At 74.4% G+C, this 19266-nt stretch carries 16 protein-coding genes; 14 read left to right on the forward strand and 2 right to left on the reverse strand.

What is annotated here, in order from left to right; translation table 11 throughout:
- The first annotated feature begins 38 nt into the window (after nucleotides 1-38).
- The 5 genes from rplT (at nucleotide 39) to pheT (ending at nucleotide 6412) form a co-directional block, all read left to right on the forward strand.
- Entirely contained in the window at nucleotides 39-419 is a 381-nt protein-coding gene (rplT, locus tag FRANEAN1_RS08455) for a 50S ribosomal protein L20 (RefSeq protein ID WP_020459340.1), read from the forward strand.
- Nucleotides 420-439: 20 nt separating this feature from the next.
- A complete protein-coding gene (locus FRANEAN1_RS08460; protein ID WP_020459341.1) occupies nucleotides 440-1372 on the forward strand; it encodes an RNA methyltransferase in 933 nt (310 codons plus the stop codon).
- Entirely contained in the window at nucleotides 1369-2595 is a 1227-nt protein-coding gene (locus FRANEAN1_RS08465; RefSeq protein WP_020459342.1) for a PAS domain-containing sensor histidine kinase, read from the forward strand. The genes FRANEAN1_RS08460 and FRANEAN1_RS08465 overlap by 4 nt, the downstream gene beginning before the upstream one ends.
- Nucleotides 2596-2694: 99 nt before the next feature.
- Nucleotides 2695-3798: a phenylalanine--tRNA ligase subunit alpha gene (gene pheS, locus FRANEAN1_RS08470; protein ID WP_020459343.1), complete on the forward strand. Its 1104-nt coding sequence runs from the start codon at nucleotides 2695-2697 to the stop codon at nucleotides 3796-3798.
- A 4-nt stretch (nucleotides 3799-3802) separates the two neighbouring features.
- Nucleotides 3803-6412, forward strand: a complete 2610-nt coding sequence (gene pheT / locus FRANEAN1_RS08475) for a phenylalanine--tRNA ligase subunit beta (protein ID WP_041253870.1) — start codon at nucleotides 3803-3805, stop codon at nucleotides 6410-6412.
- Between the two features lie 51 nt (nucleotides 6413-6463).
- Here pheT and FRANEAN1_RS08480 read toward each other — a convergent pair whose 3' ends face one another.
- The gene (locus FRANEAN1_RS08480; RefSeq protein ID WP_347177037.1) at nucleotides 6464-7993 is read right to left on the reverse strand and encodes a DUF692 domain-containing protein; all 1530 of its coding nucleotides are present in this window, start codon (nucleotides 7991-7993) and stop codon (nucleotides 6464-6466) included.
- Nucleotides 7938-8948, reverse strand: coding sequence for a TIGR04222 domain-containing membrane protein (locus FRANEAN1_RS08485; RefSeq protein WP_198145474.1), 1011 nt, complete (start codon nucleotides 8946-8948; stop codon nucleotides 7938-7940). The genes FRANEAN1_RS08480 and FRANEAN1_RS08485 overlap by 56 nt, the downstream gene beginning before the upstream one ends.
- Nucleotides 8949-9464: 516 nt before the next feature.
- Here FRANEAN1_RS08485 and argC point away from each other — a divergent pair.
- From argC to FRANEAN1_RS08530, 9 genes are all read left to right on the forward strand, one after another.
- Entirely contained in the window at nucleotides 9465-10529 is a 1065-nt protein-coding gene (gene argC, locus FRANEAN1_RS08490; RefSeq protein ID WP_041253871.1) for an N-acetyl-gamma-glutamyl-phosphate reductase, read from the forward strand.
- Between the two features lie 49 nt (nucleotides 10530-10578).
- Nucleotides 10579-11751: a bifunctional glutamate N-acetyltransferase/amino-acid acetyltransferase ArgJ gene (argJ, locus tag FRANEAN1_RS08495; protein ID WP_020459348.1), complete on the forward strand. Its 1173-nt coding sequence runs from the start codon at nucleotides 10579-10581 to the stop codon at nucleotides 11749-11751.
- A complete protein-coding gene (gene argB, locus FRANEAN1_RS08500) occupies nucleotides 11748-12812 on the forward strand; it encodes an acetylglutamate kinase (protein WP_049795604.1) in 1065 nt (354 codons plus the stop codon). Before argJ ends, argB begins: the two co-directional genes overlap by 4 nt.
- The gene (locus tag FRANEAN1_RS08505; RefSeq protein WP_020459350.1) at nucleotides 12809-14053 is read left to right on the forward strand and encodes an acetylornithine transaminase; all 1245 of its coding nucleotides are present in this window, start codon (nucleotides 12809-12811) and stop codon (nucleotides 14051-14053) included. The genes argB and FRANEAN1_RS08505 overlap by 4 nt, the downstream gene beginning before the upstream one ends.
- On the forward strand, nucleotides 14050-15003 hold the full coding sequence (argF, locus tag FRANEAN1_RS08510) for an ornithine carbamoyltransferase (RefSeq protein WP_020459351.1): 954 nt from the start codon (nucleotides 14050-14052) through the stop codon (nucleotides 15001-15003). Before FRANEAN1_RS08505 ends, argF begins: the two co-directional genes overlap by 4 nt.
- Nucleotides 15000-15569, forward strand: a complete 570-nt coding sequence (argR, locus tag FRANEAN1_RS08515; RefSeq protein ID WP_020459352.1) for an arginine repressor — start codon at nucleotides 15000-15002, stop codon at nucleotides 15567-15569. Before argF ends, argR begins: the two co-directional genes overlap by 4 nt.
- A gap of 79 nt (nucleotides 15570-15648) precedes the next feature.
- Nucleotides 15649-16851 carry an argininosuccinate synthase gene (locus FRANEAN1_RS08520; protein ID WP_020459353.1) on the forward strand — a complete coding sequence of 401 codons (1203 nt, stop codon included), beginning with the start codon at nucleotides 15649-15651 and terminating at the stop codon, nucleotides 16849-16851.
- Nucleotides 16848-18446 carry an argininosuccinate lyase gene (argH, locus tag FRANEAN1_RS08525; protein ID WP_041253872.1) on the forward strand — a complete coding sequence of 533 codons (1599 nt, stop codon included), beginning with the start codon at nucleotides 16848-16850 and terminating at the stop codon, nucleotides 18444-18446. Before FRANEAN1_RS08520 ends, argH begins: the two co-directional genes overlap by 4 nt.
- Entirely contained in the window at nucleotides 18431-19105 is a 675-nt protein-coding gene (locus tag FRANEAN1_RS08530; protein WP_020459355.1) for a DNA-3-methyladenine glycosylase, read from the forward strand. The genes argH and FRANEAN1_RS08530 overlap by 16 nt, the downstream gene beginning before the upstream one ends.
- Nucleotides 19106-19266: the final 161 nt, after the last annotated feature.

Here is a 19266-nt window from a genome sequence, read left to right on the forward strand (position 1 = left end):
GGGCCGGAAGTGAACGAACGAAGGAGACAGGTGCCCTCATGGCACGCGTGAAGCGGGCGGTCAACGCCCAGAAGAAGCGCCGCGAGGTTCTCGAGGCCGCCAGCGGTTACCGGGGCCAGCGCTCGCGGCTCTACCGCAAGGCCAAGGAGCAGATGCTCCACTCGATGACCTACTCCTACCGGGACCGTCGCGCGCGCAAGGGCGACTTCCGGCAGCTGTGGATCACTCGTATCAACGCCGCGGCGCGGGCGAACGGTCTGACCTACAACCGCTTCGTCCAGGGCCTGCGGCTGGCCGGTGTCGAGGTGGACCGCAAGATCCTCGCCGATCTCGCCGTCAACGACGCGGCCGCGTTCGCCGCCCTCGTCGAGGTCGCCCGTGCGGCGCTGCCCGCGGCGGCCGAGACCTCGGCCGCCTGAGGCACCGCGGGCTTCCACCGGTGTCGCCTCGCCACCTGCAGGGCCGCTCCGCGGGCCGGCCGACAGCCCTCACCGGCGACCGGTCCGGGCCGGCGACCGGCGGCCGGTCCGCCCGCCCGTCGCCCGGGCGGGTGGACGGGCTGCGCTCGGCCCGGGTCGCCGCCGCCCGCCGGCTGCGGCGGCCGGCGGATCGCCGCGGCGAGGGGTTGTTCCTCGTCGAGGGCGCGCAGGCGGTCACCGCGGCGCTCGCCGTGGGTGCCCTGGTGGAGCTCTTCGTCGGCGAGTCGGCGGCGGAGCGGCACGCGGACCTGCTGGCCGCAGCCGACCTGCCGGTCCGGCTCGTGACGGACGCCGCCGCCGCGGCGCTGTCGGAGACGGTGACCCCGCAGGGCCTGGTCGGCGTCGCCGAGCTGCCCCGCCACGAGCTGGCGGATCTGGGCCGGCCGCGCCTGGTCGCGGTCTGCGAGGGCGCGAACGACCCGGGGAACGCCGGTACCGTGATTCGCTCGGCCGACGCGGCCGGCGCCGACGCGGTCGTGTTCACCGGGAACAGCGTCGACCCCTTCGGGGGGAAGTGCGTCCGGGCGTCCGCGGGGAGCCTGTTCCACCTGCCGGTCGTGGTCGCCGAGGACGGCCCCGCGGTCGTCGGGGCGCTGCGCCGGGCCGGGTGCCTGGTGCTGGCGGCCTCGGGCCACGCGGCCCGCGACCTCGACGACCTGGCCGGCGTGGGCACGCTGGCGGGGCCGACGGCCTGGGTCTTCGGCAACGAGGCGAGAGGCCTCACGCCGGCGACGGCGGCGTCCGCGGACGCGGCGGTGCGGGTACCGGTGTACGGTCAGGCCGAGTCGCTGAATCTTGCGGTTGCGTCAGCGCTGTGTCTGTATGCGTCGGCGCGGGCGCAGAGAATGGTCGGGTCCGCTACGTCCGGCGCCGGGGGAGGTGGGGCGCATTGACGCGCATCGTCGCGTCCACTTCCGGGCATTACGTCGCGGACGACGACCAGGTCGTCGGTGTACCGGATGTCGGTGTCACGGAGGGTGACGCCGTAGCCGCCGGTGTCCCCGACGTCGGCGCCACGGCGCACGGGGCTGGTGAGACCGAGACCGAGACCGCGGAGGAGTCGGTGGACGTGCTTTCTCCGGCGGCCCTCGACCTGCTGCCCGACCCGGTGGTCGTCACCGACGCGACGGGCACTGTGGAGCTCTTCAACGCCGCCGCGACGAAGATGACCGGGCTGTCCGCCGGGTACGCGGTCGGTCGGCACGTCACCGACGTCCTGCCGCTGCTCGACGAGCGGGGCAACGACTGGTGGGAGTGCTCGCAGCCGAGCCGCGGGCTGCCCCGGGTCACCGGGCAGCCCGAGCGCCGGCTGACCTACGCCGGTCCCGCCTCCGACCATGACTTCAACGTCACCACCCGGTTCACCCGTGTCGAAGGCGCCCTCGTACGGGTCGCCGTCTGCCTGCGTGACACGGTCAGCCGGGAGCGGATCGAGCGCAACCGCGCCGATCTCATCGCCACGGTCGCGCACGAGCTGCGCTCGCCGCTGACCAGCGTGAAGGGGTTCACGGCGACCCTGCTCGCCCGGTGGGACAGATTCACCGACGAGCAGAAGAAGCTCATGCTCAACACCGTCAACACCGACGCCGACCGGGTCACCAGGCTGCTGACCGAGCTGCTCGACGTCTCCCGCATCGACGCCGGCCGGGTGCAGATCCGCAAGCAGATCGTGGACATGCGCGTCGCCGTCCGCCGGGTCGTCGAGGGCAAGATCGCGGCCGGCTCCGCCCCGCCGGAGCGGTTCGCCGTCCGGATGGAGGGCGACCTGCCCGAGATGTGGGTCGACCCCGACAAGATCGAGCAGGTGCTCCACAACCTTGTCGACAACGCGTTGCGCCACGGCGCGGGTACTGTGACCGTCGTGCTCAGCGGTACGGGGACAGGCGCCGAGGTGACGGTCGGCGACGAGGGCGACGGCGTCCCGGAGGCCAACGCCACCCGGGTGTTCGCCAAGTTCTGGCGCGGCGCGAGCCGCGGGAACGGCACCGGTCTCGGGCTGTACATCGCCAAGGCGCTGATCGACGCGCACGGTGGGACGATCTCGGTCGGCAAGGCGCCGGGCGGCGGGGCGGAGTTCCGATTTTTCGTGCCCGCCGGTGGGCCCGTGTTCGGCTGAGGCCGCGTACGACGAACCACCGGCGGGCGCCCCGGAGAACCGACCCATCCATTCGGGCGGGCTGTGTCAGCCCGCCCACCGTCGATGAGGATGATCATCGTGCCCGCCCCCAACGAGACCGCTGATCCCGTGGATCTCGGTGCCCTGGATCCCGGACGGCTCGACGGCGCCGCGGCCGCTGCACTCGCCGCGATCGCCGGGGCCGACGACCTGGCCGCGCTGTCCGCCGTGCGCACCGCCCACGTGGACGGACAGCAGGCGCCGCTGATGCTCGCCCGTCGCGAGCTCGGAGCCCTGCCCCGCGAGCACCGGGCGGAGGCCGGCCGCGCGCACAACGCCGCGACTGCGAAGGTCCGGGCCGCCTACGAGGCCCGGCTGGTCGAGCTCACCGCCCGGCGTGACGCCGAGATCCTGGTCGCCGAGCGGGTCGACGTGACCCTGCCGGTCGACCGCCGCCGCCGCGGCGCCCGCCACCCGCTGAGCCTGCTCTCCGACCGGCTCACCGACGTCTTCGTGGCCATGGGCTACGAGGTCGCCGAGGGCCCCGAGGTGGAGCACGACTGGTTCAACTTCGAGGCGCTCAACATGGCGCCCGACCACCCCGCGCGCAGCGAGCACGACACGCTCTACGTCGAGCCGGCCGCGTCCGGCCGGCTGCTGCGCACGCACACCTCGCCGGTGCAGATCCGCTCGCTGCTGTCCCGCCCGCTGCCGGTCTACGTGGTCTGCCCCGGGCGCACCTACCGCAACGACACGATCGACGCGACGCACTCGCCGGTGTTCGGCCAGCTCGAGTGCCTCGCCGTCGACGAAGGCATCACCATGGCCGACCTGCGCGGCACCCTCGAGGTGTTCGCCCAGGCGCTGTTCGGTTCCGGACTGTCCACCCGGCTGCGGCCGTCGTTCTTCCCGTTCACCGAGCCGTCCGCCGAGCTGGACGTCCAGTGCTTCGCCTGCCGTGGCGACGCCGCCCGTCAGCCGTGCCGGGTCTGCTCCGACGAGGGCTGGATCGAGGCCGGCGGCTGCGGGATGGTCGACCCGAACGTGCTGCGGGCCTGCGGGGTCGACCCTGCGCGCTACAGCGGTTTCGCCTTCGGGATGGGCCTGGAACGGGCCGCGATGACCCGGCACGACGTCCGCGAGATCCGCGACTTCGTCGACGGGGACGTCCGCTTCGGCCTGCCGTTCGGAAGCGAGGGCTGACCCGGTGAGAATCGTGATGTCGTGGCTGCGCGAGCAGGTCGGCGGCCTGCCGCCGGCGAAGGCCGTGGCCGACGCGCTGATCCGCGCCGGTTTCGAGGTCGAGGGCCTGGAGACCGTCGGTGGCGACCTGGCCGGCGTGGTGGTCGGCGAGGTGCTCTCGATCGAGGTCGTCGCGGCGAAGAAGAAGGACGTCCGCTTCTGCCGGGTGCGGGTCGCCGAGCTCGGTGAGCCGGGCGGGCCCGTAGCGTCCGGGGCGGAGGAGGCGGAGCCCGGTGTGCGCGGGATCGTCTGCGGCGCGTTCAACTTCGAGGTCGGCGACCGGGTGCCGGTCGCGCTGCCCGGCTCGGTGCTGCCCGGCGGGTTCGAGATCAGCTCCCGCAAGACGTACGGGCACGTCAGCGACGGGATGATCTGCTCGGCCCGGGAGCTGGGCCTCGGGGAGGACCACAGCGGGATCCTCGTCCTGCCCGCGGGCTCCCGGATCGGGACGGACGTCGCCGAGCTGCTCGGCCTCGGCGACGAGGTGCTCGACATCGCCGTCACCCCGGACCGGGGCTACGGCCTGTCGGTGCGCGGCATCGCCCGGGAATCGGCGACGGCTTTCGGCCTGCCGTTCGACGACCCCGGTGCCTGGGGCTCCGACGAGCCCGCCGCGACCGGCGCCGGCTCCGCGACCGCCGGCTCCACGACCGGCGCCGGGGACGCGGCCGGATACCCGGTGCGGGTCGAGGACACCGTCGCCTGCGATCGTTACGTCGCCCGGACGGTCAGCGATGTCGACCCCGCCGCGCGCACCCCGCTGGACTGGTCGCGGCGGCTGTCGCTGGCCGGCATGCGGCCGATCTCCGCGCCGGTCGACGTCACCAACATCATCATGCTCGGTCTGGGGCAGCCCCTGCACGCGTTCGACCGGGCTAAGCTCACCGGCCCGATCGTCGTCCGCCGCGCCCGGGCGGGGGAGCGGCTGCTCACCCTGGACGGCGTCGACCGCGAGCTCGACCCCGAGGACCTCGTCATCGCCGACGACTCCGGGCCGATCGCGCTCGCCGGGGTGATGGGCGGCGCCGCGACGGAGATCTCCGCGGCGACCACCGACATCGTGCTGGAGTCCGCGCACTTCGACGCGGTGACCGTCGCCCGGACGGCCCGCCGGCACCGCCTCGGCTCCGAGGCGTCGCGCCGCTTCGAGCGCGGGGTCGACCCGGCGCTCGCGCCGGTCGCCGCGCAGCGGGCTGTCGACCTGCTGCGCGAGCTGGCCGGAGCCACCGCCGAGCCCGGCGTCACCGACGTCGACCACCGCGCGGCGCCGGAGCCGATCGTGTTCCCGCTCGGCGAGCCCGAGCGGCTGGCCGGCCGGCCCTACCCGGCGGATGCGATCCGCCGCCGCCTCGCCGACGTCGGCTGCCTGCTGCGCGACCCGGAGCCCGCCGAGGCGGCGGGTAGTCCGGGCGAGCCGGGCGAGCTCCTGGTGACGGCGCCGTCCTGGCGGCCCGACCTGCTCCGCCCCGCGGACCTGGTCGAGGAGGTCGTGCGGCTCGAGGGGTACGACACCATCCCGGTGACGCTGCCGCTGCTGCCCGCCGGGCGCGGTCTCACCGCCGCCCAGCAGATGCGGCGGGCCGTCGGGCGGGCGCTCGCCGCCGACGGGTTCGTCGAGGTGCTCACCCTCCCGTTCGTCGCCGAGGACGCCGCCGACGCGCTCGGCCTGCCCGCCGGCGACGAGCGCCGGGCGGCGGTGCGGGTGGCGAACCCGATCGCCCAGGACGCCTCCTACCTGCGCACCACGCTGCTGTCGGGGCTGATCGCCGCGGCCGTGCGCAACCTCGGCCGCGGCCAGACCGACCTCGCGCTGTTCGAGAGCGGGCTGGTCTTCCGGGAGCCGGCTGACGTGCCGGCCGTGCCGGCCGCGGTGGTCACGCCGCCGGTCGATCGCCGTCCCAGCGAGGACGAGATCAGCGCGCTGAACGCGGCCCTGCCCCGTCAGCCGCGTCATGTCGCGGTGGTGCTCACCGGCCTGCGCGAGCCCGCCGGCTGGTGGGGTCCGGGGCGGGCCGCCGACTGGGGCGACGCCCTGGCCGCCGCGCACGCCGCCGCCGCCGCGGTCGGCGTCGAGCTGGCCGTCGCCGCCGGGGACGCCATGCCCTGGCACCCCGGCCGCTGCGCCGAGCTGTCGGTCGACGGCCGGGTCGTCGGGTCCGCCGGGGAGCTGCACCCGCGGGTCCTCGGGTCCGCCGGGCTGCCGGCGCGCACCTGCGCGATGGAGCTGGACCTGGACGCGCTGATCGGCGCCGCGCTCGAGCGGCCGCCGGTCGCGGCTCCCGCGATCTCCACCTTCCCGCCGGCCGACCGTGACGTCGCGCTGGTCACCGCGGTGGACGTCTCCGTCTCCGCGGTGACCGAGGCGCTGCGGGCGGGGGCCGGGGACCTGCTGGAGGCGCTGTCGCTGTTCGACGTCTACGAGGGCGACCAGGTCGGCCCCGACCGCCGCTCGCTGGCCTTCGGCCTGCGCCTGCGGGCCCCGGACCGGACACTGACGGCGGCCGAGGCCAACGATGCCCGTGACGCGGCCGTCGCGGAGGCCACCAGCCGGACGGGCGCCGTCCTGCGCGGCTGACTGACGGCGGCCGCCGGCCGGCACCGGCGGCTGAGCGGCGGCCGCCGCCGCTCAGCCGCCGCCGGCCGCCGCCGCTCCGGTCGGCAGGACGAACGGGGCGAGCAGGGGGAGTCGCAGGCCGATCAGGGTCCGCCCGCCGGGCACGCGGTCGACGATCACGGCGAGCCGCCGTGACGACAGGCGGGCGGCGAGCACCTCCCGGCGAGCCCCCGGCCCGAGGCGGTCGTGGACGGTGGCGGCGAAGCCCAGCGCGTCAGCGCGGGTTCCGGCCGGTGGACGGGTCCGGGCGAACTCCGCGAACCGGCTCGCGAAGTCGCTCGTCGCGGCGAGCTCGGGCCAGCACCGGGCGACCGCCGCGCGCCGCTTGTCGATCAGCGTCCCGCGGACCGCCTCGAACCGTTCCGGATCGAACCTGTCGCCGGGACCGCGGCCGCTCACCAGATCGGCGACCATCGTCACCTGCCGTTCCTCGAGCGTCACCGGTGTCTCCCTGAGCGTCACCGCTCTTTGTCTGAGCGTCACCGGTCTTTGCTCGAACTCCGCGGCCGGCTGCCGTCCCGCCGGCCGTCCCGGGCCCGGCCCGAGAGCGGCGGCGTGGACGGCATCGAGCTCCGCGTGGATCTCGGGCGCGCGGGGGTAGTTCCCGTCTCGCTCGAGCAGGACGGCGGGGACCCCTGACCAGCGCGCCGCGGCCTCGCCCACCAGGGCCAGGACCTCCGGCGCCACCGGATGCAGGTGGGTGTCGAAGTAGATCCCGTTCGCCACCCGTCCCCCGGCGACATGGGCGTACGCCACCCGCTCCCAGGGCAGCGCGTCGAGGAACCGCAGCGGGTCGATGCCGTGGTTCAGCGCGTCCCCGTGCAGGTTGGCGACGTCCACGAGCAGCAGCGCGCCGGTGCGGTCGGCGAGCTCGGTCAGGAACGCGGCCGGGTCCAACTCGTCGTCCGGCCAGGCGAGCACGCTCGCCGCGTTCTCCAGCGCCAGTGGGACGGGCAGTTCGGCCCGCAGGTCGGCGATGTTGCGGGCCAGCACGCCCAGCGCCTCCCGGGTGCGCGGGACGCCGAGCAGATGCCCGGCCTCGACTCCCCCCGCCCGGACGAAGGCGACATGCTCGCTGACCAGGGGCGAGCCCAGCTGTTCGGCGACCGCGGCCAGCCACGCCACCCGGGACGGGTCGAGCGGCTCGGTGCCACCAAGGGAGAGCCTGGTGCCGTGCGGGACGACCGGCACGCCGAGTCCGGTGAGGGCGGGCGGCGGTGGGGCCTTCGGGTGCACGAGCTCCGCGATCACTTCGACGAAGCCCAGGTCGGTCCGTTCGGCGAGGACGGCGCCGAGCTCGGGACGCCATCCGGCGCCGAGCCCCGCCAGCGCCCCAGCCGCGCCGACCGCCGCAGCCGCGCCGGTCGGGCCGGTCGGGCCGGTCGGGCTCGCCACGTAGGTCGAGCCGGTCTCGCTGGTCGCGCTGGCCGTAGGCCGCCGCGACGGCGGGGCGTCTCGGATCGGAGCCCCGGCGGCTGCGATCCGGTCAGCCACCGCCGCAACCTCCACCGCCGCAACCTCCACCGCCGCCACCTCCGCCATGCCCACCGCCTCCGCATCCACCGCCGTGCCCGCCGCCCCAACCGCCCCAGCTGTGCCCGCTGCTCCAACCGTCCCCGCCGCCGTGGTGCGAGTCGTCCCCGCCGAAGGCGAACCAGCCTGCGATTCCACCGAACGCGCTGTCGCCCGAGTGTGTCGGGCCGGTGTGCCCGCGCGCCGAGTCGCCCCGGCCACCGATGCGGACGTCCTGGGGCCGGGGTCCGACCCCCAGCCGGTTCGCGACGGTGGCGTCGGCCCGCCACAGGGCCGCCGGCCCGAACAGCGCGACCGCGACGGCACGCTGGCCGGGTACGCCCCCGTCCGCGTATCCGGCGAAGCGGGCCCTGGCGGTCTCGACGAGCCGGCGGCCGTCCCGCGTCGCCGGCGCCGGCCCGGCCAGGAGGATCACGGCCACCGCGCCGATGAGCGCCACCGACGCGACGAGTCCCGGCGCGCCCGCGCCGTCGGCGAGCAGCGCGAGAGCGGCGACGGCGATGGCCAGCGGCACCAACAGCCGCACGAGGTTCAGCAGGCCGACCAGGCCGGCGGACGGGACGTAACCGGCGGCGGCCAGGCGCGCTTGCGCGGCCCGCAGCTCGGGACCGTTGGCGAGCGGCTGGAGAATTCCGCGGACGCTCGGCTGGCCGGCGGCCGCGATCAGCCGGTGCGCGCTCGCGGCGAGCGGCGTGCTCCCCGTCGGGAGCGGACCCGACACGCCGAGCCGCCAGGTCAGCGGGATGCAGATCGCGCCGGCCTCGTAGAGGCCCACGAGAGCGGTCAGGGCGGCCCGCTTCGGCCCGGCGGCGACCAGCGCCAGGTCCTCGGCCGGAACCGCCCGCGGATCGGGCTCCCCGGTGGCGCGGCCCCGCACCGCCCTCGCGCGCAGCGCCACCACGGCGGCGACGGCGGCAAGCACCGTGAGCAGGTAACCGAGTGAGATCGCCATCGTCACTCCCATCCTGGGTCGTCCCGACGCCGGGATGGTGGCACCCCGGCCCGGGGGCCGACTGTCAGGTGACTGACGGTTTGTTGTCGAACTCTCAACGCGAGCGGTTCCCGGACGGCCGGGCAACGGCACGAGGCGGACGGACCGGACGGACGAGTTGGCCCGGGCGGGCGGGGCCACCTGGCCTGATTGGGAGGGCGCGCTGCGGGCGGCGAACCGGCAGGTGCCTTCTCGTGATCCGGGGGGGGCGGCGGCCCGCATGACCGGCGGGGCGGTGTGACGATCGGGGTGGACGGCCGTGACCGCCCACCCCGACCCGCCTCCGGAACGCCGTTGTCCGGAGTGGCGTCGGGACCAGTGTGCCCACAGTGGTCCCCCGGGGCGTCAACCGTCGCTCAACGGGCAGGTAGGGCCGTGTTTCAGGGAGGTTCTCGATGGCGGTGGCACAGTGAGGGCGCTCCGTGGGAGCCTCGGCGCTCTCCGTAAACCCTTGTATCTTCATAGGGTCGTGTGTATAAAGTTGCAGTCATGGGAGTGACTGCGGCAGTAGCGGGCGCGAGCGGATACGGCGGCGGCGAGCTGCTGAGGCTGCTGCTCGGCCATCCAGGCATCGAGATCGGCGACCTGGCGGCGAACACCTCCGCCGGGGTGGAGGTGACCGACGTCCACCCGCACCTGCCCGACCTGGCCGGCCGCGTCTTCGTCGACGCCGCCGCGCTGGCGGAGACCACCGCCGACATCGTGTTCCTGGCGCTTCCGCACGGGCAGTCGGCCGCGGTCGCCGCGACCCTCCCGGCCGGGGTCCGCATCGTCGACCTCGGCGCGGACCATCGCCTCCACGACCCGCAGGCATGGCGCCGGGCATACGGCGGGGAGCACGCCGGCACCTGGACGTACGGAATGCCCGAGCTGCCCGGGGCGCGGGAGGAGATCCGGGTCAGTAACCGGGTCGCCGCGCCCGGGTGCTATCCGACCGCGGTGAGCCTCGCGCTGGTCCCGCTGGTCGCGGCGGGTGCGGTCGACCCGTCCGACATCGTCGTGGTCGCGGCGAGCGGGACATCCGGCGCCGGCCGGGCGGCGAAGGTCAACCTGCTCGGCAGCGAGGTCATGGGCGACATGACCGCGTACAAGGTCGGCACCCACCAGCACCGTCCCGAGATCGTCCAGACGCTCACCCGGTACGCCCGCTCGCCGGTGTCGCTGTCGTTCACCCCCGTGCTCGCGCCGATGCCCCGCGGCATCCTGGCGACCTGCACCGCCCGGCCCGCCGCCGACCTCGCCGCCGGTGACGACCTGGGGACGGGCCTCGGCGCCGACGCCGACACGATCACCGGCATCCTGCGCGCCTTCTACGACGACGAGCCGTTCGTGCGCGTGCTGCCGCCCGGGCGGTGGCCGCGCACGTCGTCGACGCTCGGCAGCAACTGCATCCACCTGCAGGCGACGGTGGACGACGAGGCGGGCCGGGTGGTCGTCGTCGCCGCGATCGACAACCTCACCAAGGGAGCCGCCGGGCAGGCGGTCCAGTGCGCCAACCTCATGCTCGGCCAGCCGGAGACCACCGGTCTGAGCGTTCAGGGCCTCGCGCCGTGACCGCCCCGGTGACAGCGAGGGCCCTGCCAGCTAGGGAAGGGAAGCAACAGTGAGCGTCACCGCCGCCCGGGGGTTCCGAGCCGCCGGCGCCGCCGCCGGGCTGAAACCGTCCGGGCGTCCGGACGTCGCCCTCGTCGTCAACGACGGTCCCGCCGACGCCGCCGCGGGCGTGTTCACCCGCAACCGTGTGCAGGCCGCGCCCGTGCTGTGGACCCGTCAGGTGCTGACCACCGGCCGGCTGCGCGCTGTCGTGCTCAACTCCGGCGGGGCCAACGCCTGCACCGGCCCCGAGGGGTTCGCCGACACCCACGCGACCGCCGAGCACGTCGGCGCGGCGCTCGGGATCGGCGCCGGTGAGGTCGCGGTCTGCTCCACCGGGCTGATCGGCGTGCGGCTGCCGATGGATCTTCTCCTCCCCGGCGTCACCCAGGCGGTCGTGGCGCTCTCGCCGGCCGGGGGTGACGCCGCGGCCGAGGCGATCCGCACCACGGACACCGTCGCCAAGCAGGCGGTGCGCACCAGCACATCCGGCGCGGCTGGTGACGGTGTCGTCACGGTCGGCGGCATGGGTAAGGGTGCGGCGATGCTCGCGCCGTCGCTGGCGACGATGCTCGTCGTCGTCACCACCGACGCCGTCGCCGACAGCGCCACGCTGGACCGGGTGGTCCGGGAGGCGTGCCGGACGACGTTCGAGCGCGTCGACTCCGACGGCTGCCTGTCGACGAACGACACGGTGCTGCTGCTCGCCTCGGGCGCGTCCGGGCGGTCCCTGCCCGAGGCGGAGCTGACCGAGCTGGTCACCGCCGTCTGTGACGACCTGGCCGGCCAGATGCTGGGCGACGCCGAGGGATCCACCAAGACGATCTCCATCACGGTCACCGGCGCGGCCTCGGAGGCGGACGCCCTCGAGGTCGGCCGCTCGGTGGCCCGCAACAACCTGCTCAAGTGCGCGCTCTACGGCAAGGACCCGAACTGGGGCCGGGTGCTCGCGGCGATCGGTACGACGTCCGCGGCCTTCGAGCCCGACCGCCTCGACGTGACCATGAACGGCATCCAGGTGTGTCGCGGCGGCGCGCCGGGTGAGCCGCGGGAACTGGTCGACCTCGGCGGGCGGGAGATCAGCATCGTCGCCGACCTGCACGCCGGCGACGTCGAGCTCACCGTGCGCACGAATGACCTCACCGACGGCTACGTCTACGAGAACTCGGCGTACTCGACATGAGCGCGGACACGAACCCGGTGAAGCCCGTGGGGTGGGCCGGAGCGAACATCCCCGCGCCGCCACGCGGACCGGCGGCAACCGCCCGCGGGCATTCCGCGCTGGCCAAGACCACCGTGCTCATCGAGGCGCTGCCCTGGCTGTCCCGCTTCCACGGCGCCACCATGGTGATCAAATACGGCGGGAACGCGATGACCCGCCCGGAGCTGCGCGAGGCGTTCGCCGCGGACATCGTCTTCCTGCGCTACGCCGGCATCCGCGTCGTCGTCGTGCACGGCGGAGGCCCGCAGATCACCGCCCACCTGGAGCGGCTCGGGGTGCGCTCGGAGTTCGTCGGCGGCCTGCGGGTCACCACCCCGGAGACCATGGAGGTCGTCCGGATGGTCCTCGTCGGCCAGGTCAACCGGGACGTCGTCGGGATGATCAACAACCACGGCCCGTTCGCCGTCGGCCTGTCGGGGGAGGACGCGAACCTGTTCACCGCCCGGCGCCGCCCGGCGATGGTCAACGGCAGCCCGGTGGACGTCGGGCTGGTCGGCGACGTGGTCGACGTCCAGCCGGCGACCGTCAACGCCCTGCTCGACTCGGGCAAGGTGCCGGTGGTGGCCTCGGTGGCCCGCGGCCTCGACGGCGGCGTCTACAACGTCAACGCGGACACCGCGGCGGCGGTGCTGGCGCTCTCGCTGGGTGCGGCCAAGCTCGTCGTGCTCACCGACGTGGAGGGCCTCTACGCCGACTGGCCGGCGAGCGACGAGGTGATCAGTGAGCTGACCGTCGGCGAGCTCGAGCGGCTCCTGCCCACCCTGTCGTCGGGCATGATCCCGAAGATGGAGGCCTGCCTGCGCGCCGTCTCCGGCGGCGTCCCCCAGGCACACGTGCTCGACGGGCGGGTCGCGCACGCGCTGCTCCTCGAGATCTTCACCGACGAGGGCATCGGGACGCTGATTCGCGCCGACCCACCCGCCGCCGCCGGCACCGTCGCGGTCGAGGGCGCCGTCACAGCAACCACCAGTTCCAGCGCGGGCGACCCGGCAACAGCGGACATCATCGGGGGAGGATCGTGAACGCCGATCTGCTCGACCGGCGCGACGCCGTCATCATGGCCACCTACGGCCGTCCCTCCATCGCCCTGACCCGCGGGTCCGGCGCGCACGTGTGGGACGCCGACGGCCGCGAGTACGTGGACCTGATCGCCGGGGTGGCGGTGAGCGTCCTCGGCCACTGCCACCCGGCGGTGCGCGCGGCGGTAGTCGCACAGCTCGACACCCTGGGCCACACGTCCAACCTGTACGTGAACACCCCGCAGCTCCTGCTCGCCGAACGCCTGATCGAGCTGCTGGGCGTGGACGGCCGGGCCTTCTTCTGCAACTCGGGCGCCGAGGCGAACGAGACCGCGATCAAGATCAGCCGACGGACCGGCCGTTCGGAGATCATCGCGGCCGAGGGGGCCTTCCACGGCCGGACCATGGGCGCCCTGTCGATCACCGGCCAGCCCGGGAAGCGGGCGCCGTTCGAGCCGCTGCTGCCGGGCGTGCGCTTCGTCCCGCACGGCGACGCCGACGCGCTGGCCGCCGCGGTCAGCGAGCGGACTGCCGCCGTCTTCCTGGAGCCGACCCTGGGCGAGGCCGGGGTGATCCCATCGCCGCCCGGCTACCTGGTCGCCGCCCGCGCCGCCTGCGACGCACACGGCGCGCTGCTCGTGTTCGACGAGGTCCAGAGCGGCATCGGCCGCACCGGCGCGTGGTTCGCCCACCAGACCGAGGGCGTCGTACCGGACGTGATCACCCTGGCCAAGGGCCTCGGCGGCGGCCTGCCCATCGGGGTCTGCATCGGGATCGGCGCTGCCGGTCACCTGCTGCGTCCCGGTGACCACGGCAGCACCTTCGGTGGCGGGCCGGTGGTGTGCTCGGCCGCCCTCGCCGTGCTCGACACGATCGTGGCCGAGGGCCTGCTCGAGCACGCGGTGGTGCTCGGCGGCGCACTGCGCGACGGCATCGTCGCCGCGGACGCGGCCGGGGTCACCGGGGTGCGCGGCGTCGGGCTGTGGCTCGCGATCGAGCTCGACGCCCCGTTCGCGCCCGAGGTGGAGACCGCCGCCCGCGAGGCCGGTTTCCTGGTGAACGCGGTCGCGGCGAACGCCGTCCGCCTCGCGCCGCCGCTCGTGCTCACCCCGGCGGACGTCGACGCGTTCGTCGCCGCGCTGCCCGGCATCGCCGACCGGGCGCGGGAGACCCACGCCCAGGGGGACAGGACCGCGGCGACCGGCCCGAAAAAGTCGGACGAAGGATCTAAGGTCAGCGCATGACGGCCCGACACTTCCTGCTCGACACCGACCTGACCTCGTCCGAGCAGGCCGCACTGCTGGATCTCGCCGACCAGCTCAAGGCGACGCGCCGCGACCGGAAGCCCGCCCGCCGCCCGCTCGAGGGCCGCTCGGTCGCGCTGATCTTCGAGAAGCCGTCGACCCGGACGAGGCTGTCCTTCGACGTTGCGGTGGCCGAGCTCGGCGGGCACCCGATCGTGATCGACTCCGGCTCCTCCCAGCTCGGCCGCGGCGAGACCATCGAGGACACCGCAGCCGTCCTGAGCCGCTACGTCGACGCCATCGTCATCCGCACCTTCGCCCAGGACAGGGTCGACCGGATGGCGGCGGCGGCCACCGTGCCCGTCATCAACGCGCTCTCCGACCACACCCACCCCTGCCAGGCGCTCGCCGACCTGCAGACCATCCGGGAGATCCGCGGCCGGCTCGCCGGCGTGACCCTGGCGTACCTGGGCGACGGCAACAACGTCGCCCACTCGCTGCTGCTCGCCGGCGCACTCGCCGGGCTGCGGGTCCACGTCGCCTCGCCGCCGGGCTACGAGCCGATCGAGCAGGTCGTGCGGCACGCCAACGAGATCGGTGCGGTCACCGGCGGCGAGGCCCTGGTGACGCACGACGCGCTCGAGGCCGCGGCCGGCGCGGACGTGCTCTACACCGACGTCTGGGCGTCGATGGGGCAGGACACCGAGTCCGACAGCCGGGCGCTGGTCTTCCAGCCTTACCGCCTCGACGAGAAGGTCGTCGAGGCGGCCAGCCCGGACGCGATCGTCATGCACTGCCTGCCCGCGCACCGGGAGATGGAGATCTCCGCGGCTGTGCTCGACGGGCCGCGTTCCGTGGTGTTCGACCAGGCGGAGAACCGGCTGCACGCGCAGAAGGCCCTGCTGTCGTTCCTGCTGGACGAGACCACGGCGGGTGTCGGTTCCCGATGACCATCCGCTCGGCCGCGCCGCTGACGAAACACGCCCGGCAGGCCCGCCTCGCCGCGCTGATCGCGGCGCGGTCGGTACGGTCGCAGGCGGAGCTCGCGCGTCTGCTTGCCGAGGAAGGTGTGCAGGTCACCCAGGCCACCCTGTCCCGCGATCTGGAGGACATCGGCGCGACGAAGGTCCGCGGGGCCAACGGTGCGCTCGTGTACTCGGTCGACGTGAACCTGGCGCCGGCCGAGACGGTGCGCATCCCGCTGGCCCGGCTCTGCGAGGAGCTTCTCGTCTCGGCTGAGGCCAACGGCGACCTCGTCGTGCTGCGTACCCCGCCGGGGGCCGCGCAGCTGTTCGCCTCCGCGCTCGATCGGGCGGCCCTGCCGGAGGTGATGGGAACCATCGCCGGTGACGACACCGTCCTGGTGGTCTGCCGCGCGGGGCCCACCGGCCCCGGTGGGCCAGCGTTCGCCGGCCGGCTGCTGTCGCTGGCCGACGGCGTCGCACGGGTGGCGGTTCCACCCGGAACGGGCGGGCATCCCGGCATCGGGGCAGGTACCGGCGCGGGCGCCGGCTGAGGACCAGGCGGGGCAGACCTCCCGTCCACCGGCGTCATGAACGACCACGTGAACCGAGAATCAACTAAGGAGTGACTCCGTGACCGAACGCGTCGTGCTTGCCTACTCGGGCGGCCTCGACACGTCCGTGGCCATCGGCTGGATCGGTGCCGAGACCGGCGCCGAGGTCATCGCCCTGGCCGTCGACGTGGGCCAGGGCGGCGAGGACCTCGAGGCGATCCGCCAGCGCGCCTTCACCTGCGGCGCCGTCGAGTCGATCGTCGTCGACGCCCGCGAGGAGTTCGCGGCATCCTTCGTCGCCCCGGCGATCCGCGCCAACGCCCTGTACATGGACCGCTACCCGCTCATCTCCTCGCTGTCCCGGCCGATCATCGTGAAGCACCTGGTCGAGGCCGCCAAACAGCACGGGGCGGACGCGATCTCGCACGGCTGCACGGGCAAGGGCAACGACCAGGTCCGCTTCGAGGTCGGCGTGATGGCACTGGCCCCGGGCCTGCGCGTGCTGGCCCCGGTGCGCGACTCGGGCATGACCCGGGACAAGGCGATCGCCTTCGCCGAGGAGCGTGGCCTGCCGATCGACGTCTCGAAGAAGTCCCCGTACTCGATCGACCAGAACCTGTGGGGCCGCACGGCCGAGTGCGGGGTCCTCGAGGACCCGTGGGCGCAGCCGCCGGAGGACGTCTTCGTCTACACGGCCGACCCGACGGTCTCCCGGCCGTCCGACGAGGTCACGATCTCGTTCACCGACGGCCTGCCGACCGGGCTGGACGGGCGGGCACTGTCGCTGGTGGACCTCGTCGCCGAGCTCAACACCCGGGCGGGTGCCCAGGGCGTCGGTCGCATCGACATGATCGAGGACCGGCTCGTCGGCATCAAGAGCCGGGAGATCTACGAGTGCCCAGCGGCGATCACGCTGCTGACCGCGCACCGTGACCTGGAGGACCTCACCCTCGAGCGGGACGTCGCCCGGTTCAAGCGGGGCATCGACCAGCGCTGGGGCGAAATCGTCTATGACGGGCTGTGGTTCTCGCCGTTGCGGGCAGCCCTCGACGCCTTCGTGGACTCGGCCAGTGTCGGTGTCACCGGCGACGTCCGGATCCGGCTGGCGGGCGGCGTCGCCCAGGTCGTGGGCCGTCGCAGCCCGGGCAGTCTCTACGACCACGCGCTGGCCACCTACGATGCCGGCGACCAGTTCGACCAGACCGACGCGCGGGGATTCATCGAGCTGTGGGGCCTGCCCACCAAGGTCTGGGCGGCCCGCGAACAGCGGCTCAACCCGTGACGTCGATCCGGTCGGTGGCGACTGGGAGTCACCCAGCGGCCGACGAGGAGCAGGAACGGATGGATCCCGAACGGGCACAGGGCGACGTCGCGCGCACGGACGCGGCGCGCACGGACACCGCCGACGACACCGACGGAGAGGACACCGGGGGGCACGCCGGCGCGGGTGGGCAGGCGGACGCCCCCGCGTCGACGCCGCCGCTGCGGCTGTGGGGCGGGCGGTTCGCGGGCGGGCCGGCCGAGGCGCTGGCGCGGCTGTCGGTCAGCGTGCAGTTCGACTGGCGCCTGGCGCCGTACGACCTGCTCGCCTCCCGCTCACACGCCCGCGTCCTGCACCGCGCCGGCCTGCTGGACGACGCCGAGCTGACGGCGATGCTCGGCGCACTCGACGACCTGTCGGACGCGGTCGCCCACGGCCGCTTCCGCCCGACCATCGAGGACGAGGACGTCCACACCGCGCTCGAGCGGGGGCTGCTCGAGCGCCTCGGCGCGCTCGGGGGCAAGCTCCGGGCCGGCCGGAGCCGCAACGACCAGGTCGCGACCGACCTGCGCCTGTACCTGCGCGATCACGCGCGTCAGGTCGCCGCGCGGGTCACCGAGCTCTCCACCGCCCTCGTCGGGCTGGCCGAGCAGCACGTCGAGACCCCGGCACCGGGGATGACCCACCTGCAGCACGCCCAGCCGATCTCGTTCGGGCACCAGCTGCTGGCGCACGTCCACGCGTTCGCCCGGGACACCGACCGGCTGCGGGACTGGGACCGGCGTGCCTCGGTGAGCGCGCTCGGCGCCGGCGCGCTCGCCGGCTCCTCACTGCCGCTGGACCCGGCGGGGGTGGCCGCCGAGCTCGGCTTCGACCGGGCCTTCGCCAACTCGCTCGACGCGGTGTCCGACCGGGACTTCGCCGCCGAGTTCCTCTTCATCGCCGCGCTGATCGGGGTGCACCTGTCCCGGCTCGGTGAGGAGATCGTCCTGTGGACGACCCGGGAGTTCGGCTGGGTCGAGCTTGACGACGCCTTCGCCACCGGCAGCTCGATCATGCCGCAGAAGAAGAATCCGGACGTGGCCGAGCTGGCCCGCGGCAAGTCGGGCCGGCTCATCGGCGCGCTCACCGGGCTGCTGACCACCCTCAAGGGCCTGCCGCTCGCCTACGACCGCGACCTGCAGGAGGACAAGGAGCCGGTGTTCGACGCGGTCGACACCCTCCTCGTTGTGCTGCCGGCGGTGACCGGCATGGTCGCGACGATGCGGGTGCGCCGGGAACGGCTCGCGGCCGCCGCGCCGGACGGGTTCGCGCTGGCGACGGACGTGGCGGAGTACCTCGTCCGCAACGGGGTCGCCTTCCGGGAGGCACACGAGGCCGTCGGGCAGCTCGTGGCCTGGTGTGTGGCCCACGACGCCGACATGGACGAGGTCTCCGAGGACGATCTCGCGGTCATCAGCCCACTGCTCACCGCCGACGTCCGATCGGTGCTCTCGGTGCGTGGTGCGCTCGAGGCACGCTCGGCACCGGGCGGGACGGCTCCCGCGCGCGTCCGGGAGCAGATCGAGGCGCTCGGGCCGGTGCTCGACCGGGACCGGGCGTGGGCCGGGAGCTGACCGGCGTTCCGAGTCGCGACTTCTACGACCGGCCCGTGCTGGCCGTCGCCCGAGATCTCCTCGGGACGACGGTCCGGCACGGGCCGGTCGCGTTGCGGGTCACCGAGGTGGAGGCCTACGGCGGCACGGACGATCCGGCGTCCCATGCCTTCCGCGGTCCGACCCCGCGCTCGCGGGTCATGTTCGGACCGCCCGGACACGCCTACGTCTACTTCGTCTACGGCATGCACTGGTGTTTCAACGTCGTGTGCGGTCCGGAGGGTACGGCCGCCGCGGTTCTGATCCGGGCTGGTGCGGTCGCCGGGTCCGTCCCGGCCCGGCATGTTCCGGGCAGCGCCCGCCAGCCGGAGCCCGAGCCCGGGCTTGAGTCCGCGTCCGGGGCCGGGAGCGCGGGAGCGGGGGGCGCCGCGGCCGCCTGGCGCGTCGCGAGCGGGCCTGGACGCTTCGCCCGGGCCCTGGGGGTGGACGGCGGCTTCACCGGCACCGACCTCGTCGGATCCGGCCCGGTGACGGTTCACTCCGGAGCACCCGTTGCCGAGACCCAGGTGGGCCGTGGTCCCCGGATCGGCATCCGGACGGGCCTCGACCGCCCGTACCGGCTCTGGATCCTGAACGAGCCGTCGGTGAGCTGGGGCCGGCCCCCGCGGACGCCCGCCTGAGGCGCGTGGCCTGAGACGCCCGGAGTGTGAGACGCCCGGACTGAAGCGCGTGGCCTGCGACGGCCCGACCGAACCCGCACAGACCGACGCGTACGGACTGTGTCCCTGCGGCGCAGAGAGGCCAACTCGCCCGCGGCCGGCACGTCCCCCGCCTCGGGCGA

The sequence above is a fragment of the Parafrankia sp. EAN1pec genome (assembly GCF_000018005.1).
Taxonomy (GTDB): Bacteria; Actinomycetota; Actinomycetes; order Frankiales; family Frankiaceae; genus Parafrankia; species Parafrankia soli.

Bases quoted from the DNA above. Each gene is read 5' to 3' on its own strand.
- argB (WP_049795604.1), top strand. From the start codon at position 11,748: ATGAGCGCGGACACGAACCCGGTGAAGCCCGTGGGGTGGGCCGGAGCG.
- argF (WP_020459351.1), top strand. From the start codon at position 14,050: ATGACGGCCCGACACTTCCTGCTCGACACCGACCTGACCTCGTCCGAG.
- FRANEAN1_RS08480 (WP_347177037.1), bottom strand. From the start codon at position 7,993: ATGGCGGAGGTGGCGGCGGTGGAGGTTGCGGCGGTGGAGGTTGCGGCG.
- argC (WP_041253871.1), top strand. From the start codon at position 9,465: ATGGGAGTGACTGCGGCAGTAGCGGGCGCGAGCGGATACGGCGGCGGC.
- FRANEAN1_RS08485 (WP_198145474.1), bottom strand. From the start codon at position 8,948: ATGGGAGTGACGATGGCGATCTCACTCGGTTACCTGCTCACGGTGCTT.
- rplT (WP_020459340.1), top strand. From the start codon at position 39: ATGGCACGCGTGAAGCGGGCGGTCAACGCCCAGAAGAAGCGCCGCGAG.
- argR (WP_020459352.1), top strand. From the start codon at position 15,000: ATGACCATCCGCTCGGCCGCGCCGCTGACGAAACACGCCCGGCAGGCC.